This window comes from Actinoallomurus sp. NPDC050550 (genome assembly GCF_040655075.1).
Classification (GTDB): Bacteria; Actinomycetota; Actinomycetes; order Streptosporangiales; family Streptosporangiaceae; genus Actinoallomurus.
The window spans coordinates 125,931-145,298 of the sequence record NZ_JBFAJC010000004.1; the positions used below are offsets into that span (position 1 = coordinate 125,931).

The window sequence follows — 19,368 nt, forward strand, 5'->3', positions numbered from 1 at the left end:
GACGTGGACCGCGCCGCCGTTTGCCGAGGCCGGTTCCGGAATGTCGCTTGGCGCCGTGGCGTATCGCTGATCCTCAGTCTTTGCGGACCAGACCGGTGTACCCGGCGACGAAGAGGGTGGCCAGGGCCCATCCGAGGATTTGAAACACCCAGCCGACGGCGACGATCCATTCTTCGCTCCATTTTGTCGCCGCCAGGTCGCAGCGGTGTCGGGAGCCCGTCTTGATGAGGGGGAGGGCCAGGTCGACGCCCAGGCCGACCCGGTAGACGAAGAGGCATGGCGTTGGCCGGCTGTTCTCGGTCGCCGGTTTATGCACGGCTGCCGACCAATTCGCGGCCCCGAGCACGACGACCACCGCGAGTGCGAGGTTGAGCAGGAGACCGATCAGCGCCCGCCACGACTGGTAGCCGTATCCGAGGGTCAGCCTCAGCAGACGCAACCGCAGCCGGGTGCGTCGTGCCAGCCGAGGATCGGCCGACCTGTGATCCTGCTGCGCGATCAGTACCACTCGCGCGTCGTCCTCTCGCCCCGCCGATCGATAGGCGGTGGCGAGTTGCTGGTACGGCTGGGCCGCGTGCCCCTCGGTCCGGTGGCGGAGGAATGCCAGCCATTCGTCGCGTTCCATCCCGTGAGGGATGGCCGGATAGGTCAGCCCGTCCAAGACGACCGTGCCTCCATTCCGCGCGGCGAAGAAGTCAGGTCGCAGGCTGAGCGCCTTGCCTACCGACACGAATCTGAGGTCGAGGGACAGGCCTGGGCCGGCGACCTCACCCTTATCGCAGATGAGATGCCCGCCGACCCGCGCGCCGATGAGGGATACCGTCGCGTCCGGCCCGGCACGGCCGGCGCGCAGTCCGGAGAGGATGACGTCGTCATCGGTCTGAAGTCCGTCGGCTACGAGGCCGCCGAGCTCGGCGTTCTTGCAGTTCAACTGGCCGCGCACCGACGCTCTTTGGAGTATGACGTCGCCCCGGGACCGTATCGACCGGAGGATGATGTTGCCGCCTACGCGGGCGCGTTCGCCGTCGAACGCCGTTGCCTGGGCGGAGCTGAACACGGCCCTTTCGCAGTCCAGGTTGCCACCGATCTCGGCGGCCAGCAGACGCACCGCTCCGTCCTTGTCTCCCCGCGCGACGAAGGGACGCCCCGATGGTGCCTGTCGGAGCAGGGCGTCCCCGCCGACCCGCATGCCATCAGCGAGCAGACCGGAGTGACCGTCTCCGGTGATCGTGGCCCCGGTCAGGTTGAGCTGGCCTTCGATCGTCGAGCCGATCAGCCGGAATGCGCCGTCGCAGTGGACGTCCTGAGCGTTGATCCCTTTCTGGACCTGGACGCCGTCGGCTCTCAGGCCGCGGATGCGGGAACCCCGGAGGATGAGACGGATGAGCTGGGCCCCCTGCAGGCAAAGGGAGCCGGTCAGTTCGCAGCGGATCAGATGAAGCCCGACCGGCAGGGTGACGTCGACCAGATCGAGATCGCCGGTGAGGCGCGCGCCGGTGATCTCTATTCCGCGAGGATCGATCTTGTTCTTATCGAGTTCCAGGAGCAGCTCGCGGAGGATCGAATTACGGATTGTCCGTTTTTCGGCCGGAAGGGTGTCCGAAAAATGGATGACCTCATGTTTTGCCATACGTGCACGCAGTTCGGCTTCGGTTACGCTACCGTTACTCACGGTGGCGCAGTTTATCCATGTGAATTAGAAGAAGTTGGCCTTTTGGAGGTAAGGGGAGTTGACTCATCACCTTCGGGTGGTGGCGGGATGTGCTCGGAGCGATTGGCGGGGACATTGATGGCCAATGTGCCGTACCGTCCTGATTGGCCGAGCTCGGGGGGCCATAGCAGGGCGACATGGAACTATGGTCGCCTCATCGCTGGAGCCGGAGAGTTGGCGGGCCTCGTCGCCCACCTTCGGTCGTCGTCGGCCCCGGGAGCTCTCGCTTCGGTTCACGCCGCTTCTTTCGCCTTCGGCCACCCCATTGTGAGAAATCGCGCATTCGGCGAGTGGTATATGGCATCCGCCCTCTGGATCGCATACCGACAGTCTCTAGAACATGCTTCCGCGGTCTTTGCGGCGGTGGCAGGAAACCTGGCGACTGCGGCGCGCCGTCTTGAGGGGAACGCCGCGAGCTATCGTGATCACGAGCGAGTGATCGAGGCGGCGATCGCCGAACTCGGCCGGGACTTCGCCCAGGGATGGGGCGGCCACGAGATGCATGAGTGGCAAAAGGTGACAAGTACGGAAAGGTGGGTGCCTCGGTCGAGCGATCCGGCGGAGAGCACCATTCCGGACATCCCGCTGCCCGGCTCGGATGTCACGCTGCCGTCCGGGCATATGCGAGGGATTCTCACATCATCCGTCGCGCTGCCCGGCAGCGAGCCTCCATTCCTCCACGTCGAAGAGATCGCGGAGCGCCTCCGCGTTCTGCAGCGGACCCCGGCGTGGGGCGAGCATTATTCGCTCAGCCTGATGTGGCGTGGTATGGCCGATCACCTCGATTCGCTGGGTTCGGAGATCTACCGGGTAGCGGTCGAGCTGAGCAGGTCATGGCGCGGCACCGCCGCGTTGGCGGCACAGACGGCTCTGTGGCGAATCGAGGGCACCGTGCGGAGCCTGGGAGGTTTCGCCCGCTCACTCTCCACCACCGCTGAGGAATCGGGGAAGGCGATCGAAGAGATCGTTGCGCCGATCCAGCTGAAAGGTCTTCTCAAGCTGTTTCCCAGCGGCCGCGCCAACGCCGTGACGGACGCCTTCGACCGACTGAACGAGCGCTACCGCCAAGTCGACCATTGGCGTCCTCGGACGCTGGCGTATGACCTGCCCTTCGGCGGACTTCCCGCTCGGCTGCTGGGTGGATCTCCTCCGGGTGCGCCTCCGGGATCTCCTCCGGGTGCTCCTCCGGTCTCCCCGCACGGACCGACGCCTAAGACGCCGGGGCCGACGTCCCCGACGTTCGCCGACGTACGGACCTCACTCACGCCGCCGGTGATCGGCGGATCGCTTCAGGGCCCGGCGACCGAGAACTGGCGTTCAGATCCGTGGTTCGACGACGGGGCGGTTCCAGGCATCATCGGCTAGCCAGGCCGACTTAGGAGGCGATGGCTGTTCGTTGACGCGGGTGCGACCTTGCCTTGCGCGCGGCGGGCGTGTCCTCGTGGATCGCGCCGTTCCGGTTAGAAGGTGATGTCGCCGTGGATGTCGCGAGCCTGGACGACATTCCGGTGGACGTCGCCGGGGATGGTGCTGCTGATGCTCCCGGCGTCGACCAGCTCGCGCTCGGCCCGGGCCACCCAGTGGCGGACCTGGACCGCCCCCTGCGGGTCGCGGGCCGAGTCGGCGACCAGGGCCTCGGCCAGGGACCTGATCGAGTCGGCGTCGCCGGGGCGCTCTCCGAGGCGCTTGGCGGCCTCGACGGACGTGCTACGGCGGCCGAACGCGCGCCGTACGACCGAGGTCAGGTTGTCCCAGAGCTGCTCACCGACCTTGCCGGTCGTCCCGTCGAAGATCTTCGACAGGAGAGTGACGAGCGCCGACACCGATACCGGATCCACTGTGCGCCCTCCGACGTTCGGGACTATGCCGACAGACTAAGTCTTATGGTGACCCGCTGCCCGTGAACCGGCCACGCTGTACCAATACGGTGGGTTCACGGCCCGCACTCCGGGCAGGGGACGCATCGAGGCGCGAGACGCGCGCAGAGAGCGGACGGACGATGCACTGAACGCGCGACGGGCGACGTGCCGCGGAGCCGCGCCCGCACCCGGATGTACGGACGCACCGATCGACGGCGGGACCATTGATGAATCGACTGAAGGACGCCACGAGCCCGTACCTGCTGCAGCACGCGGACAATCCCGTCCACTGGTTCCCGTGGGGGGACGAGGCGTTCGAGGAGGCCCGGCGCAGGGACGTGCCCATCCTGCTGAGCGTCGGCTACTCCGCCTGCCATTGGTGTCACGTGATGGCGCACGAGTCCTTCGAGGACGAGCAGACCGCGCGGCTGATGAACGAGCTGTTCGTCAGCGTCAAGGTGGACCGCGAGGAGCGCCCCGACGTCGACGCGGTCTACATGGAGGCCACTCAGGCGATGACGGGTCAGGGCGGCTGGCCGATGACCGTCTTCATGACGCCCGGCGGCGAGCCGTTCTACTGCGGCACCTACTTCCCCCGGCCGCACTTCCAGCAGCTCCTGCGCGCGGTCGACCAGGCCTGGCGGGACAAGCGCGACGACGTGATCGCCCAGGGGCGGAAGGTCGTCGGCGCGCTCGCCGACCAGGCCGCCATCGGGGGAGAGAGCGCCCCGGAGCCGGAGGTGCTCGACGCCGCCGAACGCGACCTGGCGCGGTCGTACGACGGGGCGAACGGCGGGTTCGGCGCGGCGCCGAAGTTCCCGCCGTCGATGGTGCTGGAGTTCCTGCTCCGCCACGCCGCCCGGGGCGGCGACGGCCTGGCGATGGCCGAGGGCACGCTCGAGGCGATGGCGCGGGGCGGCATGTACGACCAGCTCGGCGGAGGGTTCGCCCGCTACTCCGTGGACGCCCACTGGGCCGTGCCGCACTTCGAGAAGATGCTGTACGACAACGCCCTGCTGGCGCGCGTGTACGCGCACTGGTGGCGGCTGTCCGGCGGCCCGCTCGCCCGCCGCGTCGCCCTGGAGACGTGCGACTGGATGCTCCGGGACCTGCGCACGCCGGAGGGCGGGTTCGCCAGTGCCCTCGACGCGGACAGCGAGAACGCCGAGGGCCGCCACGAGGAGGGCGCGTACTACGTCTGGACGCCCGGCGAACTGGCCGAGGTCCTCGGCGAGGACGACGGGGCGTACGCGGCGGCGCTGTTCCAGGTGACCGGCGCCGGCACGTTCGAGCACGGCACGTCCGTCCTGCAGCTGCGCGCGGACCCCGAGGACGAGGAGCGGTACGCGCGGATCCGGGCCGCGCTGCTGGACGTGCGGTCCCGGCGGGTCCCGCCGGGCCGCGACGACAAGGTGGTCGCCGCCTGGAACGGTCTGGCGATCGCCGCGCTGGCGGAGTGCGGCGCGTACTTCGACCGCCCGGATCTCGTCGCCGCGGCGGAGGACGCGGTCCGGCTGCTGCGGGAGACGCACTGGCGGGGCGGGCGGCTGCTGCGCACCTCGCGCGCGGGGGAGGCCGGGACCAACGCGGGCGTCCTCGAGGACTACGCGGACCTGGCCGAGGGCCTGATCGCGCTGTACGGCGTGACGGGTGAGGCGGCCCACGCGCGGTTCGCCGGAGAGCTCCTGGACGTCGTCCTGGAGCGGTTCGCCGACGGGCACGGCGGCTTCTACGACACCGCCGACGACGCCGAGCGCCTGTGGAAGCGCCCGCAGGATCCCACCGACAACGCCACCCCTTCCGGCCGGTTCGCGGTGGCGGGCGCGCTGCTGTCGTACGCCGCGCTCACCGGTTCGGCCCGGCACCGGGAGGCCGCCCTCGGCGCCCTCGGCCCCGTGACGCCGCTCGCCCGGCAGCACTCTCGCTTCGCCGGGTGGGGGCTCGCCGTGGCGGAGGCGGTCGTCGCCGGACCGCTGGAGATCGCCATCGCCGGCCCGGCGGACGATCCGCGCACGCGTGATCTGCACCGGGCGGCGCTGCTCGGCGCGCTGCCCGCGGTCGTCGCCGCCGGAACCGGAGTGCCGCTGCTGGAGGGCCGGACACCCGTCGACGGGAGGCCCGCCGCGTACGTCTGCCGCGACTTCACGTGCCGGCTTCCGGTCACGGAGGTCGGTGCCCTGCAGGAGCAGATCCGGGCCGCGGCGAAGCGCTGATCACGGCCGGCGGACACCGGAGGTGGATCCGGTCGGTCCATAACGTCGTGTTCCGTCTATTTCGCGGCGGGACTCATTGGAATCTCTGTCAATATTGCGCCGATGCGGGCTTGATCTTTGGGTTACGGCAGTGTTACCTCAGAACGAGCGCCCGCACGGCGTGCCGAACGGGCGGACAACAGTGGCCGACGAGGCGCGTGGGCATCTGGACGACCATCGCGGTCGTAGGTCATAGTCGTACAACGCACTGGGGACGAGGGAGGGCGCCGTGCGCTGGGCGAGCCGCCGCATGCTGCCGACGGTCGTGGGTGTTTCACTGGCCACCACCATCGCCGCCGATTTCGCGATCGTGCTGGCCGGGCCGTTGAAGCCCGTGACGCAGCTCGCCGCAGGGCGCTATGTCGCCGCGGCGGACAGCACGAGTTACCGGGTGGCGGGGCTCCAGAAGACCATCACCCCGCACCTCCTGATCGCCTCCCCGCAGTCCCTTCCCGCGGACGCCATCGAGAAGGTCCGCCAGGCGAAGGGCGTCAAGGCCGTAGAGGTCGTCGACGCGGCGCGCGCGCTCGTGGGCGGCAAACGCGTGGGCGTTCTGGGCGTCGAGCCGTCGACGTTCCGCGCCTACACGCCCGAGGCGAGCGCCAAGTCCGACGCCCTGTGGAACAACATCGCGGGCGGCGACGTCGCGATCTCCTTCACGATGGGCCAGGACGGCGGCATCCCGCTGGCGTCCCAGACGCAGATCGGCGGCCAGAGCCACCAGACGTCCGTGCGCGTCGGCGCCTACGCCACGATGGGCATCGACCAGGTCGACGCGGTGGTGTCGCACTACACCGCGCAGACGATCGGCATGCCGTCCGGCAACGCCCTGCTCGTCAGCGCTCCGCACGCGAACCTCGTCAAGCTCCGCAAGCAGCTGGCCGAGCTCCTGCCCAAGGGCACGAAGATGGCCACGCTCGAGTCGCGGTTCGACGGCCCGACCGTGCCCGGCGGCGGGGCCGGCGCTCCCGGCCGGGTGCTGACCGCCACGCAGGTCAGCACCGTCATCCGGGCCGCCGAGTCCAAGATCGGCATGCCGTACGTCTGGGGTGGCGAGTCGGACCGCGAAGGCGGCTACGACTGCTCCGGGCTCGTGCAGTACGCCTTCGCCCAGGCCGGTATCAAGATGCCGCGCACGGCCGACATCCAGGCGTTCACCGGCTGGCGGCTGCCGTACAACCAGGCCCAACCGGGCGACCTGCTGACGTGGAAGAACGACCCGACCTTCAACGGCGTCTCGCACATCGCGATCTACCTCGGCAACAACAAGATGGTCGTCGCGCGGCACACCGGCACCCTGATCCAGATCCAGGACGTCTACCTGAACAACTTCTGGGGTGCCATCCGCGTCAACCCCCAGCTCGCCGCCACCAAGTGACACCCCGCCGTACGCCGCGTGAGCGGCGCACGGCGTGTCACAGGGGGCAGCCCGCGATGAGGAAGTCGACGCCGCGGTCGAGCAGCTCGACGATGTCGGTCCTGCCGTCGGTCTCCACCCAGCTGAGCATGGCCGTCTCCAAGACCGCGATGACGGCCGCGCCGAACGCCTGAAGCTCGAAGTCGCTCGCGGACCGGCCGAGCCGGTCGGCGAGCGCCTCGATGATCGCGTGCTGGGTGACCTTCGTCTGGTCCCACTGCCGGGACCTCAGGGCCGGGACGGACAGCATCAGCCGCGACCGGTCGAACATCCGCTGCCGGTCGGTCGCCACCATCTCGCCCACCATCTCGTGCATGACGTTGCGCAGCGCCTCCACGGGAGGCAGCTCCGGCGGCTGCGCGCGGACGGCGTCGACGATCAACGCGTCGTACTCGTCGGTGAGCACGGTGTCCTCCTTGGTGGGGAAGTACCGGAAGAACGTGCTCGGTGAGACCTCCGCCGCCTCGGCGATCTGCTCGACGGTCGTCGCGTCGTACCCCTGTTCCTGAAAGAGCCGGAGCGCGTGCTCCTGGATGGAACGCCGGGTCTTCAGCTTCTTCCGTTCGCGCAGGCCGAGGCGTTGTTCGAGCGACCGTTCAAGCGGAGGCGTACTCATGCGTCGATTGTCCGTTACCCAGGGGGGCGGTGGCACCTCGGCGCGGCAGGAGGATGACGGCGAGGACCGCCGCGGCCACCATGATCCCCGCTCCGGCCAGGAGGGTGAGGTCCATGCCGTGGGTGAACGCCGCCCGCGCCGAGTGGAGCAGGTGCGGGTCGTGCAGGCGCCCGGCCACCGCGAGCCCGCCGCCGACCCCGGCCCGCGCCGCCTCGGCGGCCGCGGGCGGCAGCCCGGCCACGTCCACGTGCCCGCGGTAGCCGCCGGACAGCAGGCTGCCAAGGACGGCGGCTCCGAACGCCCCTCCGACGAGCCGGACGGTCATGAGCACGGCGGAGCCGACGCCCGCCCGTTCGGCCGACAGCGCGCCCATGGCCGCCGTCATCGAGGCGGGCAGCATCAGGCCCATGCCGAGGCCCGCGACGGTCAGCCAGGCGGCGGCCAGGCCGTACCCCGATCCGGCGGTGGTGGTGGCGCCGGCGACCATGGCGGCGGCCATCACCAGCCCGCCGGCGGCGATGGTGACGCGGGCGCCGAGCCGCTTGACGAGCAGCGCGCTCAGCCGGGAGGCCGCCAGCAGACCGCCGATGAGGGGCAGGAGCCGGACCCCGGATCCCAGCGGGTTCGTCCCGAGCACGGCCTGGAAGTACTGCGGGGCGACGAAGAGCACGCCGAACATGGCGAAGGTCATCAGCGTGGCCGGAACGATGCCCCCGGTGAAGCTCCGGTCGGCGAAGAGGCTCAGGTCGATCAGCGGGTGGCGGACGCGCCGGGTCCACGCCACGAAGGCCACGAGGGCGACGGCGCTGGCGGTCATCACGCCCCACACGCCAGGGCTCGACCAGCCGTAGTCCTCCTCCTGGATGGTGCCGTACACGAGGGCGATGAGGCCGCCGGTCGACAGCACGAGGCCGGCGAAGTCCGGCCGGGGCGCGGTGGAGGACCGGGACTCGGGGATCAGGACGAGACCGAGCACCAGGGCCACCGCCGAGACGGGGATGTTGATGAAGAAGATCGACCCCCACCAGAAGTGGTCGAGCAGGTAGCCGCCGATGATCGGACCGAGCGGCAGGCCCAGGAACGACGCGCCGGCCCACGCGGCGAGCGCCTTCGGCCGCTCTTCGGGCGGGAAGACGACGAGCAGCACCGACATGGCGAGCGGCGTGATGGCCGCCGAGCCGACGCCCATGAGCGTACGGGCGGTGATCAGGCCGGCGGGACTGGAGACGAGTGTGGCGAGCACGGAGCCGGCCAGGAACAGCGCCAGACCGGCGAGCAGCGTCTTCTTGCGGCCGTACCGGTCGCCGATCAGACCGGCGGGGATGAGGAGGGTCGCGGAGACGAGGGTGTACGACGCGACGATCCACTGGAGCGCGCTGGTGCTGGCGTTCAACTGGGCGGCGAGGGTCGGGAGGGCGACGTTGAGCGCGGTCAGGTCGAGGCCGACCGCGAGGAGGATGACGACGAGGGCGCCGAGCACCCACCACCGCCGGGATCCGAGAGAGGTCATGACAGCTTCTCCTCAATGGTGGTTCCTATAAAAAGAAAGTAACTGTCAAAAACGTCCTCTTGTCAACCTGTCGCACCTCTTGGCGCGGCCTCGATACCGTGTAATCATGATTACATGACTACGACAGAAGCTGCGGAAGAGAAGCTCCGCGGGTGGTTCTCCGGCCGCCTGCCCGAGGATTGGTTCGACGGCCCGCCCAGCGTCGTGCTCGACCGGGAGGAGATCAGCGTCATCGGCCGGCTCGCCGAGCCGGATCTCGCCGAGGGCGCGTCCGACGCCGAGCGGGCGGAGGCTGTCGCCGGGCAGATCCAGCGCTTCCGCGAGGAGACCCGTGATCAGCGGATCGGCATCGCGCGCGAGGCCGAGCACCGCTTCGCCCGCAAGGTCTCCTGGGGCGTCGAGTGCGGCGACGAGAAGGTCATGTTCACCACGCTGTCGGTGCCGGTGATGACCCGGCTCCGCCAGTCCGAGCGCCGCGTCCTCGACACGCTGGTCGACGCCGGGGTGGCGCGCAGCCGTAGTGACGCGCTCGCCTGGTGTGTCCGTCTCGTTGGCAAGAACGCCGACGAGTGGCTGGCCGAGTTGCGTGACGCGCTGCTGCATGTGGAGCGGGCGAGGGCCGCCGGCCCCCAGGTCTGACGTGGAGCCGACGGGGGCGCCGATCCCAGGCCTGACACCGGGTGGGCGCGGGGCCGCCGGCGCCGATCGCGCGCCTCTGCCTGAGACTGCCGAGGCGCGCCCAGCGGCTCCCGCATTCGAGAAAGTCCGAAACACACTTGAAACAATGAGGAATTGTCGAGAAGGCCGATCAAGAGACGCCGTTCGGTCCAGACCAAAGGTCTAATCCAGTGGTCTAATCCAAAGGTCTATACCAATTCGCCATAAACGACCTTCCTTCCGCTGACAAGTGCTTGACGGGGGGATGTTCAAAATGCCGTACGTGGGTACACTCACGAAATCCCGACCAACAACCCATCGGGTGTCCCCGTGCGAAGGAGCGATCGTGGCGTACGAGGTCAAGGCCAGGTCCGTCGAGTGGAATCCGACCGCGGCCCGACTGCGTGAACTCACCGAGAAGATGCCCAACTCCCGGCTGACCGAGTTCGGCAACGTGGTGGTGAAGGCGCGGGTGGACAGCCGGAGCGCCAAGTCCACCTACATCGTCGAGGACTCCACCAACACCACCAAGCAGACGATCACCCGCGACGAGTACGACCGCGTCGCGGCCGCCCAGGACGGCCACCTCGCCGGGCGGGACGTGGTCGTGGTGGACGGCTACATCGGCAGCGACCCCGCCTTCCGCACGAAGGCGCGGCTGGTCATCGAGGCCGCGAACGCCAACATCGCCGGGATGCAGAAGCAGCTCTACTACCCGGCCGGGGAAGCCTACGACCCGGCGACCTGGGACCCCGACACGACCGTCGTGTATACACCGAACCTCCCGATGGAGGGCTACCCGAACGACCGGCTCATCGCGGTCGACCTCAATGCGAACATCACGCGGGTCTTCAATTCGGACTACTTCGGGGAGTCCAAGAAGGGCGGCCTGCGGATGTGGAACAACATCGTTTATGAGCGCGGCGGCCTTTCCCTGCATGCGGGCTGCAAAGTGATCCCGGTGGGCGGTGACAACAAGACGGTCCTCATCGTCGGCCTGTCCGGCACGGGCAAGACGACGACGACTTTCACCACCCAGCTCGGCAGTAAGCCGGTCCAGGACGACTTCCTCGCGTTGATGCCGGAAGGTCGTGTCTACACCACCGAGAACGGCTGTTTCGCCAAGACATTCGGCCTGGACCCGAAATTCGAGCCGACGATCTACAACGCCACGGTGAAGCCCGACGCCTATCTTGAGAACGTCTCGGTCGACGCCGGCGGCAAGGTCGACTTCTTCGACACCTCCTACACCAAGAACGGGCGGACGACCTGGCCGTTCAAGTACGTCGACCCGTGGCCGGCCGACCAGGTGGAGCCCGCCGAGTTCCTGCTGATCCTCAACCGCAACGAGAACATCGTCCCGGGCGTGGCCCGGCTCGACCGCGCACAGGCGGCCGCGTACTTCATGCTCGGCGAGACGACGGGCACGAGCGCCGGCGGCAAGGACGAAGAGGGCAGGTTCCTGCGGGTGCCCGGCACCAACCCGTTCTTCCCGCGCGACATGGCTGACATGGGCAACCGGATGCTCGAGCTGCTCGACAGCCACGAGCTGAAGGTGTTCGTGCTCAACACCGGCCGCGTCGGCGGTGGCGAGGGTGACGACCGTGCCAAGAAGGTGACGATCCCGCACTCGTCGGCGATCGTGCAGGCCATCGTGCAGGACACGATCGAGTGGGAGGACGACCCCGACTTCGGGTACGAGATCGCGTCGTCCCTGCCGGGCGTCGACGACCTCGAGATCCTCCAGCCCCGGCGGCTGTACGAGCGGCAGGGCCGGATGGAGGAGTATGACGCCATGGTCGAGCGTTTGAAAGCGGAGCGGCGGGAATACCTTTCATCCTTCACCGGCCTGGACGAGGCGATCGTCAAATCGATCGGCTGACCAATCCCGCGGATGGGTGGCCCCGGTGGCGGAGCACCGCCACCGGGGCGTTTCACGGCCGGCGGCAGAGCACCCGCCCCCAGACGTTTCACAACCGCCGGTGGCGCGAAGTCAGATTGAACGTCCGGTCAAGTATCCCGTGAGCTCTCGATTTGCTCCAAAACAGCAATCTACGCTTACCCATGTGGCAGAACTACGCTGCGTCGACGGATCGCGGCTCGAGGTGATCATGGTCCCGGCCCGGGACCGGGGCGGCACCCCGTACGAGGTGACACTCGAACTCCGGCGCGACGGGCGATCGTTCGGCGCGGTGGGCGAGCGCTGCGGGTACTTCCTGGCCACGCTCGCACGCCGGGTGACCGCCGCGCGCGTCGACGGCTCGCCGGAGGCCCGCTCCTGGCCCGACGAGGACGATCGCTTTCCCGATCCGGTCCCCGCGGACTCGGGCACGCCGGGACGGGACCGGCTCGTCTCCCGCGAACCCGAGCTCTTCGCGTTCCGGCACCGGGAACGCACGGACACGGCCGGCGCGGGCGAGCTTCGCTGCACGCTCCGTACCTCCTGCACCTGGCTGTCCGGCCCGGGGGACCGCGGCGGAGAGTGGCGGCGGTCCCGCAGGGCCGTCGTGGAGGCCTGGGGTTCGGACGGCCACGGCGTGCGCGCCGTCCTGACCTCCGAGGAGCTCGCCGGCTTCCTGGCGGCCCTGGTGTACGAGGCGCGCCGGGTGGGCGCCGATTACCGAGACGTCTTCGCGAGTTCACCGGTACGCGCCCGGCATGCGCCCTCCGGGGCGATAATTGACTGCTGATCCCCCCTGGCGTCGATGAAGAAGGTGCGGCATATGGGCTTGCGAGACCTGGTCTACAAGCTTTACGAGCGACGGCTCGAGACGAGGCTCAGCCCCGACACCACACCGCGGCACATCGGCGTGATCCTCGACGGCAACCGCCGGTGGGCGCGGTCGATGGGCCACGCCGACGTCGCCAGGGGCCACCAGCGGGGCGCCGACAAGATCTCCGAGCTGGTTCAGTGGTCGCAGGAGACGGGCGTCCAGGTGGTCACCCTGTGGCTGCTGTCGACGGACAACCTCTCCCGCCCGGCGGATGAGTTGGACCCCCTGCTGGGGATCATCGAGAACACCGTTGAGGACCTGGCCGGCCAGGGCTGGCGCGTCCAGCCTGTCGGCGCGCTCGACCTCCTGCCCGACAAAACCGCACGTGTGCTGAAGCAGGCCGCCGAAAGCACATCTGACGCTCCTGGTCTGATTGTGAACGTCGCGGTTGGGTATGGAGGTAGACGTGAGATCGCTGATGCGGTGCGCTCACTCCTGCACGAGCACGCCAGCAGGGGCACCAGCATCGAGGAACTGGCCGAGATCCTCGATGTCGAGCACATCGCGGAGCATCTGTACACCCGCGGCCAGCCCGACCCGGACCTCGTCATCCGGACGTCGGGAGAGCAACGCCTGTCCGGCTTCATGCTCTGGCAGAGCGCCCACTCGGAGTTCTACTTCTGCGAGGCCTTCTGGCCTGACTTCCGCAAGGTCGACTTCCTGCGGGCGATTCGTGCCTACGCCGCGCGGCATCGGCGCTACGGCTCCTGAACCGTCTGTTACGCATCTCCGACAGGCCGGTTACGGCCCTGTTAGGAATCGGTGCGCATCTGTTCTCGGGCGGTTCCATCGGCCTAGCGTCGTACCAGGTCCCCCCGAGGAAAGGGCGCTCTCCCGGGCGACTCGCCTGGGTTGGTGCCCGAAGGAGAACGAGTGGCCACACCTTCCGCCACCCGGCGCACGTACGTCCTCGACACCAGCGTTCTGCTCGCGGACCCGGGGGCGTTGACCCGGTTCGCCGAGCACGAGGTCGTGCTTCCGATCGTCGTGATCACCGAACTCGAGGCCAAGCGCCACCACCCGGAGCTCGGCTACTTCGCGCGGAACGCCCTGCGCACGCTGGACGACCTACGGGTCGCCCACGGCCGCTTGGACGAGCCGCTCCCCGTCGGTGATCAGGGTGGAACGGTCCGAGTCGAGCTCAACCACTCGGACCCGTCCGTCCTGCCGGCCGGATTCCGGCTCGGGGACAACGACACCCGGATCCTCTCGGTGGCGCTGTCGCTGTCCCACGAGGGCCACGACGTCGTGCTCGTGTCCAAGGACCTGCCGCTGCGGGTCAAGGCGGCATCGGTCGGCCTCGCGGCGGAGGAGTACCGCGCCGAGTCGGTGGTCGAGACCGGCCACACGGGCATGGCGGAGCTCGAGATCGGCTCCGAGCAGCTGGAGGATCTGTACGACAGCGGCCGGCTCGACCTGGAGGAGGCGCGGGATCTGCTGTGCCACACGGGTCTCCGGCTGATCTCGGCGGGCGGCTCCGCGCTCGGGCGGGTGATGCCCGACAAGTCAGTGCACCTCGTCCGGGGCGACCGGGAGGTCTTCGGCCTGCACGGACGGTCGGCGGAGCAGCGGGTGGCACTGGACCTGCTGATGGACGAGGAGATCGGCATCATCTCGCTCGGCGGGCGGGCCGGCACCGGCAAGTCCGCGCTGGCGCTCTGCGCGGGCCTGGAGGCCGTCCTCGAGCGCCGCAGCCACCGCAAGGTCGTAGTGTTCCGGCCGCTGTACGCCGTCGGCGGGCAGGAGCTCGGCTACCTCCCCGGAACGGAGAACGAGAAGATGTCGCCGTGGGGGCAGGCGGTGTACGACACCCTGTCCGCGATGACGACGCCGGACGTCGTCGAGGAGGTCCTCGACCGGGGCATGCTCGAGGTGCTCCCGCTGACCCACATCCGCGGCCGCTCGCTGCACGACTCCTTCGTGATCGTCGACGAGGCGCAGTCCCTCGAACGCGGTGTGCTGCTCACCGTGCTCTCGCGCATCGGCACCGGCTCGCGCGTGGTGCTCACCCATGACATCGCCCAGCGGGACAATCTGCGGGTCGGCCGGCACGACGGCGTCGTCGCGGTGGTCGAGAAGCTCAAGGGCCACCCGCTGTTCGCGCACGTGACCCTCACCCGGTCCGAGCGCTCGCCGATCGCCGCTCTCGTCACCGAGACGCTCGGCGACGTCGGCGTCTGATCCGCGTACGGCAAACCACGGGGCTCCCTCGATCCGATCGGGGGAGCCCTTTTTCGTCACGTGCCGGAGTCACTTGAATGACCACTGTCATGGTGTGACCAACATCACATAACGATAGTGGCACTTCGGAAAACCCTGCTAGGAGTGCACATTCGGGTGTCTGTGCCCAGTGTGACGTGATTAGTCGTGAGATCAGTCACGCCGTTCCGGTTGCGGAGTACCCCCCGTCTTAATGCAGTGTTGTCCGCCGTAAGCACTCCTGCGGGACGCCCCCCGGTCCCCGGCGTGATCCCCCTACGCCATGTACCGGGAGAGGCTGTCCCGCCCAGGGTGCCGTGAGTACGACGACGGCACCGGGGTGAAGGCACTCGTACGCGTGCCCATGCGCGTGCGACCGTCGGAAGGACCGCCTTGTACGGAGACCGTTTCGGGTCCCCCGGGCGAGACGATCGACAAGACGGCACGGAGCCTCACGGGCCGTGGGACGACGCTCGTTTCCCCCAGAACCAGCCCTCATCCGAGGACGTGAAGGTGGCGGGTACTCCCATCGCGCCGGAGCCCGAGCGGCCTGATCTTTCGGGTGCCACTTCCGCCATGCCCGTCGCCGGGATGGCCGAAACCGCCCACGGGGACGAATTCGAGGCCACCCGCCACGACTTCGGCGCTCCTCCTCCCGGCGGTCCGCCGCCGCCGACCCCCTCCGGGTCCGGAGACGACGACTTCGAGTCGATGCGCCGTAACTCCCGCTCCTCGAACAAGCTCCTCAAGATCGGCGCGATCGCCGCGGCCGCGGCCGTCGTGGTCGGCGGTGGCACCGCCGCCTTCGCCCTCACCGGTGGCGGTGGTTCCAAGCCCACCGCGAAGGCCGCCGACCCGTCCACGTCGGTGCAGACCCAGGCGCAGCAGCCGGCCCCGCTCACCGACGCGCAGCGCAAGAACATCGAGAGCCAGCGCCAAAAGGTGCTGAAGCAGCGCGCCCTGCGTGCCGCCCGCGACGAGAACGACCGGCCGAAGCTGCTGGCGAAGGGCGAGCCGATCCCGACCAAGACGCCGACCACCGACCCGGGCAGCGGCGGCGGTGGAGGCGCCGGCGACCCGGTTCCGGCCGGCGACGCCCAGAAGATCGCCCGGTCGATGCTGTCGAGCTTCGGCTGGAGCCCGAGCTCCCAGTTCGGCTGCCTGGTCAACCTGTGGAACCGCGAGAGCGGCTGGAACACCCACGCGGCCAACCCCTCGGGCGCGTACGGCATCCCGCAGGCGCTCCCCGGTTCGAAGATGGCCAGCGCCGGGTCCGACTGGCAGAACAACGCCACCACCCAGATCAAGTGGGGCCTCGGCTACATCAAGGACCGCTACAGCAGCCCCTGCGGCGCCTGGGGCCACTCCCAGTCCACCGGCTGGTACTGACAGACCCTCTCCGGCCCGGCGGCCACCGGCCGCCGGGCCTTCCCGCGGGTCGTGAGACACCTCGCGGGAGCCGACCGCGGCGGATCACCGCCGCACCGCCTCGGATGCCCGGCCGTTCGACACGGCCGGACACGGCGTCCCGCAGGGACGCCGACCGGTCGCCCGGTCGCCTTCACCCCCGCTCCACGAAGGCAGCTCCGGCCGAGGCGGACACCGCTCGTCGCGCGACCGGCGCGGTGGCCGATGAAAGGCCCTTATTGTTCCCCAAACGCCCACGTGGGCTTTCCGCGGTCAAGGCCGGAGCACTCGCACTCGGCATGTGCCTCACCATCGGCCTCGCAGCCGAGGCACCGGTCCAGGCCGCGTCGCCGACCACGGCGGCCGAACGCGTCGTCGCCGTCAGCGCGCAGAAGAAGCTGACCCGCAAGCAGCGGAATCAGCGCATCGCCAAGCCGCTCCTGAAGAAGCGCTGGCCTCACCACTCCTCCCTCTGGTACGCCGCGCAGTTCAAATGCCTCGCCAAGCTGTGGGACCGCGAGAGCAACTGGAACCACCGGGCGCACAACCCCTGGTCGGGTGCCTACGGCATCCCGCAGGCACTGCCCGGAAAGAAGATGCGCACCGTCGGCAAGGACTGGCAGACGAACCCGGCGACCCAGATCAAATGGGGTCTGAAGTACATCAAGGGCCGCTACAAGACGGCGTGCGGCGCCTGGTTGTACTCGCGCCACCACGGCTACTACTAGGGCCAAAGGCCGCCGATTCACCTCGACACTCCTGATCGGCGGCAAGGAGTCGGTAAAACAACGGCACAAACGCGGCCGGGAGCGGTGTCGAACCCCGCACGGCACGGAACGTGTCATGGCGTGGTGACGGACCGCTCATCTCGGTGACGGACCGTCACCGTCACTCCGAAGCGCGAGACCTCGCGTACGGCGGCCCCTGAGGGGGCCGCCGTCCGACGGCCCGGTCGCCCTCGGGCAGCCGAACGGCGGAGTGAAGGCCTGCGCGGAGCGCGACCGGCGCTCCGGCTGACGGAAGAGCCGACTTGGATCTCAGACTGACGGGACTCTCCCGGAGGAGCGTGGCCGCGCTCGGCAGCGCCGCCGCCCTCATCTCCGGCCTGGCGGGGGAGTCACCCGCCCGCGGCGCCGTGACCGCCCACGCGTGGCCCGCGATGGTGCCGCCTCGGCCACCGGAGCTGACCATCACCGAGCGCAACAGGATCCTCGCCCTGCCGTTCCTCGTCGAACACGGCTGGTCGTACCGGCAGTACCAGTGCCTGGACCGGCTGTGGACGCGCGAGAGCAGCTGGAACCACCGGGCCCGCAACCCGTGGTCGGGCGCGTACGGCATCCCGCAGGCCCTCCCGGCGGCGAAGATGCGCACCGCCGGGGCGGACTGGAAGACCAGCCCGGCCACCCAGATCAAGTGGGGCCTTGGCTACATTCAGAGCCGGTACGGAAATCCCTGCGCGGCATTGGGCCACTCCGGCTCCGCCGGCTGGTACTGATCCAGGCGTCCCTTCCCGGCCGGCCCTGGAACGGGCCGGCCGGAAAGCGGTCAAGAACCGGCGGGACGGGTCATCGCCAGAACGTCGAGAGCGGCGTCGAGTTGCTCGATCGTCAACCGGCCCGCGTCGACGTGCCCGCGCTCGAGGACGACCTCGCGGATGGTCTTGCGCTCGCGCAGCGCCTGCTTGGCGACGGCCGCAGCCTCCTCATAGCCGATGTAGCGGTTGAGCGGCGTGACGATCGACGGCGATGACTCGGCGTACTCGCGACAGCGGTCCGCGTCGGCCTCGATGCCGTCGACGCACCGGTCGGCGAAGAGCCGGGAGACATTCGCCAGCAGGCGGATCGACTCCAGGAGGTTCCGGGCGAACATCGGCAGCATCACGTTGAGCTCGAAGTTGCCCGCCGCGCCGCCGAACGCGATGGCGGCGTCATTGCCGATCACCTGCGCGGCGACCTGGCACACCGCCTCGGGGATCACCGGGTTCACCTTGCCCGGCATGATCGACGAGCCGGGCTGAAGGTCGGGCAGCCGGATCTCACCCAGCCCCGCACGCGGCCCCGAACCCATCCAGCGAAGGTCATTGGCGATCTTCGTCAGGCCGACCGCGATCGTCTTGACCGCGCCGCTGGTCTCCACGAGGGCGTCGCGCGCCCCCTGCGCCTCGAAGTGGTTCCGGGCCTCGGTGAGCGGCAGGCCGGTGGCCCGCGCCAGCTCGGCGATGACGCGCTCGGCGAAGCCCGAGGGGGTGTTGATACCGGTGCCCACCGCGGTGCCGCCGAGCGGCAGCTCGGCGAGCCGCGGCAGCACGGCCTCCAACCGCTCGACGCCGTACCGCACCTGCGCGGCGTAGCCGCCGAACTCCTGGCCCAGAGTGACCGGGGTGGCGTCCATCAGGTGCGTCCGCCCCGCCTTCACGACGGACGCGAACTCCTCGGCCTTGCGATTCAGCACGCCCTCGAGATGACACAGGGCGGGGATGAGTTCCCGCACGACCAGGCCGGTCGCCGCGATGTGGATGGACGAGGGGAACACGTCGTTGGACGACTGCGAGGCGTTGACGTGGTCGTTGGGATGCACGGGCCGGCCCAGCCGCTCCTGGCCGAGGGTGGCGATGACCTCGTTGGTGTTCATGTTCGACGAGGTGCCGGACCCGGTCTGGAACACGTCGACCGGGAAGTGCGCGTCGTGCTCGCCGCCCGCGACCTCCAGGGCGGCCGCCGCGATCGCGTCGGCCATCCCCTTGTCGATCACCTCGAGCTCGGCGTTGACCTTGGCGGCGGCGGCCTTGACGTGGCCGAGCGCGGCGATGTGCGCGCGGTCCAGCCGCTGCCCCGAGATGGGGAAGTTCTCCACCGCCCGCTGGGTCTGGGCCCGCCACTTCGCCCACGCGGGCACGCGTACCTCCCCCATGGAGTCGTGCTCGATCCGGAACTCCTGCTCTTCGCTCATCGCCCTCTCCCGAGCCG

General features: G+C 69.3%; 16 protein-coding genes. 11 read left to right on the top strand and 5 right to left on the bottom strand.

What is annotated here, in order from left to right; all coding sequences use genetic code 11:
* Positions 1 to 73 precede the first annotated feature (73 nt).
* Positions 74 to 1,630, bottom strand: a complete 1,557-nt coding sequence (locus tag AB0I04_RS06975; protein ID WP_360880342.1) for a hypothetical protein — start codon at positions 1,628 to 1,630, stop codon at positions 74 to 76.
* 255 nt (positions 1,631 to 1,885) lie between these two features.
* On the opposite strand from AB0I04_RS06975, the gene AB0I04_RS06980 reads away from it, so the two are divergent.
* The gene (locus tag AB0I04_RS06980) at positions 1,886 to 3,076 is read left to right on the top strand and encodes a hypothetical protein (protein ID WP_360880345.1); all 1,191 of its coding nucleotides are present in this window, start codon (positions 1,886 to 1,888) and stop codon (positions 3,074 to 3,076) included.
* Between the two features lie 95 nt (positions 3,077 to 3,171).
* Here AB0I04_RS06980 and AB0I04_RS06985 read toward each other — a convergent pair whose 3' ends face one another.
* A complete protein-coding gene (locus AB0I04_RS06985) occupies positions 3,172 to 3,549 on the bottom strand; it encodes a hypothetical protein (RefSeq protein ID WP_360880348.1) in 378 nt (125 codons plus the stop codon).
* A gap of 248 nt (positions 3,550 to 3,797) precedes the next feature.
* On the opposite strand from AB0I04_RS06985, the gene AB0I04_RS06990 reads away from it, so the two are divergent.
* Positions 3,798 to 5,783: a thioredoxin domain-containing protein gene (locus AB0I04_RS06990; RefSeq protein WP_360880351.1), complete on the top strand. Its 1,986-nt coding sequence runs from the start codon at positions 3,798 to 3,800 to the stop codon at positions 5,781 to 5,783.
* Positions 5,784 to 6,051: 268 nt separating this feature from the next.
* Positions 6,052 to 7,200: a C40 family peptidase gene (locus AB0I04_RS06995; protein WP_360880354.1), complete on the top strand. Its 1,149-nt coding sequence runs from the start codon at positions 6,052 to 6,054 to the stop codon at positions 7,198 to 7,200.
* A 37-nt stretch (positions 7,201 to 7,237) separates the two neighbouring features.
* On the opposite strand, the gene AB0I04_RS07000 is transcribed toward AB0I04_RS06995, so the two are convergent.
* Positions 7,238 to 7,855, bottom strand: a complete 618-nt coding sequence (locus tag AB0I04_RS07000; protein WP_360880357.1) for a TetR family transcriptional regulator — start codon at positions 7,853 to 7,855, stop codon at positions 7,238 to 7,240.
* Complete coding sequence (locus tag AB0I04_RS07005) at positions 7,836 to 9,365, bottom strand: DHA2 family efflux MFS transporter permease subunit (protein WP_360880361.1); 1,530 nt, start codon at positions 9,363 to 9,365, stop codon at positions 7,836 to 7,838. Before AB0I04_RS07005 ends, AB0I04_RS07000 begins: the two co-directional genes overlap by 20 nt.
* 114 nt (positions 9,366 to 9,479) lie before the next feature.
* Here AB0I04_RS07005 and AB0I04_RS07010 point away from each other — a divergent pair, with 114 nt between their 5' ends.
* The 8 genes from AB0I04_RS07010 (at position 9,480) to AB0I04_RS07045 (ending at position 17,897) form a co-directional block, all read left to right on the top strand.
* Positions 9,480 to 10,004: a hypothetical protein gene (locus AB0I04_RS07010; protein ID WP_360880364.1), complete on the top strand. Its 525-nt coding sequence runs from the start codon at positions 9,480 to 9,482 to the stop codon at positions 10,002 to 10,004.
* A gap of 364 nt (positions 10,005 to 10,368) precedes the next feature.
* Positions 10,369 to 11,904, top strand: a complete 1,536-nt coding sequence (locus AB0I04_RS07015; protein WP_360880368.1) for a phosphoenolpyruvate carboxykinase — start codon at positions 10,369 to 10,371, stop codon at positions 11,902 to 11,904.
* Between the two features lie 184 nt (positions 11,905 to 12,088).
* On the top strand, positions 12,089 to 12,712 hold the full coding sequence (locus AB0I04_RS07020; RefSeq protein ID WP_360880371.1) for a hypothetical protein: 624 nt from the start codon (positions 12,089 to 12,091) through the stop codon (positions 12,710 to 12,712).
* Positions 12,713 to 12,745: 33 nt separating this feature from the next.
* Entirely contained in the window at positions 12,746 to 13,507 is a 762-nt protein-coding gene (locus tag AB0I04_RS07025; protein ID WP_360880374.1) for an isoprenyl transferase, read from the top strand.
* Positions 13,508 to 13,669: 162 nt separating this feature from the next.
* Positions 13,670 to 14,977 carry a PhoH family protein gene (locus AB0I04_RS07030; protein ID WP_360880377.1) on the top strand — a complete coding sequence of 436 codons (1,308 nt, stop codon included), beginning with the start codon at positions 13,670 to 13,672 and terminating at the stop codon, positions 14,975 to 14,977.
* Between the two features lie 531 nt (positions 14,978 to 15,508).
* The gene (locus AB0I04_RS07035; protein ID WP_360880380.1) at positions 15,509 to 16,384 is read left to right on the top strand and encodes a lytic transglycosylase domain-containing protein; all 876 of its coding nucleotides are present in this window, start codon (positions 15,509 to 15,511) and stop codon (positions 16,382 to 16,384) included.
* Positions 16,385 to 16,641: 257 nt separating this feature from the next.
* On the top strand, positions 16,642 to 17,130 hold the full coding sequence (locus AB0I04_RS07040; protein ID WP_360880383.1) for a transglycosylase SLT domain-containing protein: 489 nt from the start codon (positions 16,642 to 16,644) through the stop codon (positions 17,128 to 17,130).
* Between the two features lie 302 nt (positions 17,131 to 17,432).
* Complete coding sequence (locus tag AB0I04_RS07045; protein ID WP_360880386.1) at positions 17,433 to 17,897, top strand: lytic transglycosylase domain-containing protein; 465 nt, start codon at positions 17,433 to 17,435, stop codon at positions 17,895 to 17,897.
* Between the two features lie 50 nt (positions 17,898 to 17,947).
* On the opposite strand, the gene AB0I04_RS07050 is transcribed toward AB0I04_RS07045, so the two are convergent.
* A complete protein-coding gene (locus tag AB0I04_RS07050) occupies positions 17,948 to 19,351 on the bottom strand; it encodes a class II fumarate hydratase (RefSeq protein ID WP_360880389.1) in 1,404 nt (467 codons plus the stop codon).
* Between the last annotated feature and the right edge of the window lie 17 nt (positions 19,352 to 19,368).